This is a genomic window from Blastomonas sp. (assembly GCF_041747255.1).
In the GTDB taxonomy this organism is placed as follows: Bacteria; Pseudomonadota; Alphaproteobacteria; order Sphingomonadales; family Sphingomonadaceae; genus Blastomonas.
Genome location: NZ_JBGTFM010000356.1, coordinates 1 through 2,541, shown reverse-complemented (window position 1 = coordinate 2,541; position 2,541 = coordinate 1). Strand labels below are relative to the sequence as shown.

Annotated in this window: 2 protein-coding genes and 1 pseudogene; all 3 read right to left on the bottom strand. The window is 61.8% G+C overall.

The window, feature by feature from the left end; all coding sequences use genetic code 11:
* Positions 1–393, bottom strand: a pseudogene (locus tag ACEW8G_RS12170) (hypothetical protein); the annotation flags it as partial.
* Positions 394–589: 196 nt separating this feature from the next.
* A complete protein-coding gene (locus tag ACEW8G_RS12165; protein WP_373488683.1) occupies positions 590–1,480 on the bottom strand; it encodes a helix-turn-helix domain-containing protein in 891 nt (296 codons plus the stop codon).
* Between the two features lie 168 nt (positions 1,481–1,648).
* The coding region (locus ACEW8G_RS12160; protein WP_373488682.1) for a putative PEP-binding protein at positions 1,649–2,541 on the bottom strand (893 nt) is incomplete at its 5' end.

Genomic DNA, 2,541 nt, shown 5'->3' with positions numbered 1-2,541 from the left:
GGTGCCGCCAGACGTGCCTGCCACCGGGGCCGCAACTGGCTCGGCAGCAACGGCCGCCTCGGCCGCCTTGACTTCAAGCGCCAGCAGCCGCTTTTCGAACTGGCCGAGTTTGAAACTGTTCTCCTCACCCTGCGCGGTCAGCCGGGCAATCTGGTTTTCCAGCGTATCGACCCGCTGCAAAAGATCGGTCAGCGGCGCACTGGCGATGACCCCGCTAGTCGACGGCGCGGACTGCGGCGCGGCGATCTCGGGCTCAAAAAACCGCTCAGAACCACCGGGGAAGACCTTGCGCTGCACCGCGCGCATTTCAGTTTCAAGCTTCTTGACGCGCGGCTCAATTGACGTCGCCTGGGCCGATGCCGGGCTGACCGCCACAACCGATGCTGCCAGCATCAACGCGCCGCAAGCCCGCGTGAGTCGCGCAAATCCGCTCAGCGAAACAGGAACCGGACCACAAATGGCCATTTTTCACTCTCCATGACATGCAGGCAATTTCGCCAAGCTATACGGCGCGCGCCGACGAGATCAAAGCAATGCGCTGGACTTTTTTTAGCGATAGCCCGGCCAGGTCGGAGCGGGTGCCAAAGATCTAGCCCGGATTTGCCTCAGTCGGGGACTGCGTCGACGATTGCGACGCTACATCGCGCGACAACAGGGCCGACGCCCCGACCGGCACATCCTTGATCGCAACCTCAGAAGTCCCGAGTGGCGGCACCGGGCGGCCTCCGATCGTAATCTCAAATGCATCGGGGCGTCCGGTCCAGATCTGCGGTCCGTTCGCATCCGCAGGGATGGCATATTGCTCGCCGAGCGCCATTTGCTTTTGCATCATCTGCGTGCCCTGAACATCGTAGAACTTGACCCAGACGCCGTCTTCGGTGGCGGTGAACACGACCTCACCATTCGCTTCAGGCGCTGGTCCGCTGGCAGGCGTTTCACTTGCATCTGGCCGCTTGGCCGCGTCTCCGCGGGCAGCAGGTGTGGCATCATTAGTGACAGTGTCAGCCGCTTGCGCGAATTCCTCGACATCAACGCCTGGAAAGAAATAGGTGCGCCAGATGCCAAACCCTGAAATTAAGATGACCGCACCAAGCGCCGCCGCCAGCCACGCAATCCGGGCCGATGGCACCTTGCTGGGCTCATCGATATCGAACTGCTGCGCATCGCGCGGCCGGTTGCTTGAGTGATCGCCCAGTTCAGTGCGCGCCGCCGCGGCAATGGCTTCTTCAGGCACATCGACTGCGCGCGCATAGGCACGCGCAAAGCCGATGGCATAGGTGCGCCCGGGTAGGGACTTCAGCTTGCCGTCATCGATCGCCTGGAGATGGCGCACAGGAATGCGCGTTTTTGCTGCGACATCCTGCAAGGTCATGTCCAGAGTTTGCCGTGCAGCCACAAGCCGCTGGCCCACAGACGTGAACTCGGCATCCGGCTCACTCGCGGACGCCGCGCGGTCTTCCCTGCCTGTCTCGCTAGACATTACTACGCTCCCCACCGGCGTTTGCACGGATGTTTTCGTTCCGCCAGCAATTTGAATAACAACTATAATACGGTCCAAAAGTCAAGCATTTGAGCCGATTTTACATATTTGCGTCAATTTGGAGACGTTTCAGCGTTGGAGGGCACAACCGACCCGCCCGCAAACGGTTCAGCCAAGTTCGACACCCTGATCGGTGGCCCATTGCAGCAAGTCGGCACGCATATCTGCAGGCGGCGCGGCAAGCAGCGCCGACAGCTTTTGCTGCGCCGCAGCGACATCGAGCGAGTGCACCAGCGCCTTGATCGGCCCGACCGCCGCCGGAGTGATCGACAGGCGGCGGATACCGATGCCAATCAGCGCCAGTGCCTCCAGCGGTCGGCCGCCCATTTCGCCGCAAACGGTCAGATCCACGCCATAAGGCTCAACAGTCTGCACAACGCGCCGCAAAAAGCGCAGGATTGACGCGCTGATCCAGTCGTAACGTTCGGCAAGCTTGGGGTGCGCGCGGTCAGCGGCGAGCAGGAACTGCGTTAGGTCATTTGTGCCGATCGACAGAAAATCAACATTGGGGCAAAGAATATCCAGCGTTTCGGCGAGAGCGGGCACCTCCAGCATCGCGCCATAGCGGATGCGGTCGGGCATCTTTTTCTTGCGGGACTTCAAGAAGGCGCGCTGGTCTTCAAACACCTTTTTGGCCGCGTCAAACTCCCATGGCTCGGCAACCATCGGGAACATGACATTGAGCGTGCGACCGGCGCCAGCCTCGAGCAACGCCCGCGCCTGAGCCTTCATCAAGCCCTTGCGGTCGAGCGCCAAGCGCAACGCGCGCCAGCCCATCGCCGGATTTTCCTCGTCGCCGTTTTCGTCATGGTCGAGATAGGGCAAGGCCTTGTCGCCGCCGATATCGACGGTGCGAAAGATCACCGGCTTGCTGCCGGCCGAATCCAGCACATCGCGGTAGAGTCGCGTCTGCCGCTCACGCGCCGGGAGCGTGGACGAGACGAGGAACTGGAATTCGGTGCGGAACAGCCCGATCCCGTCGGCCCCGGTCGCCGCGAGTG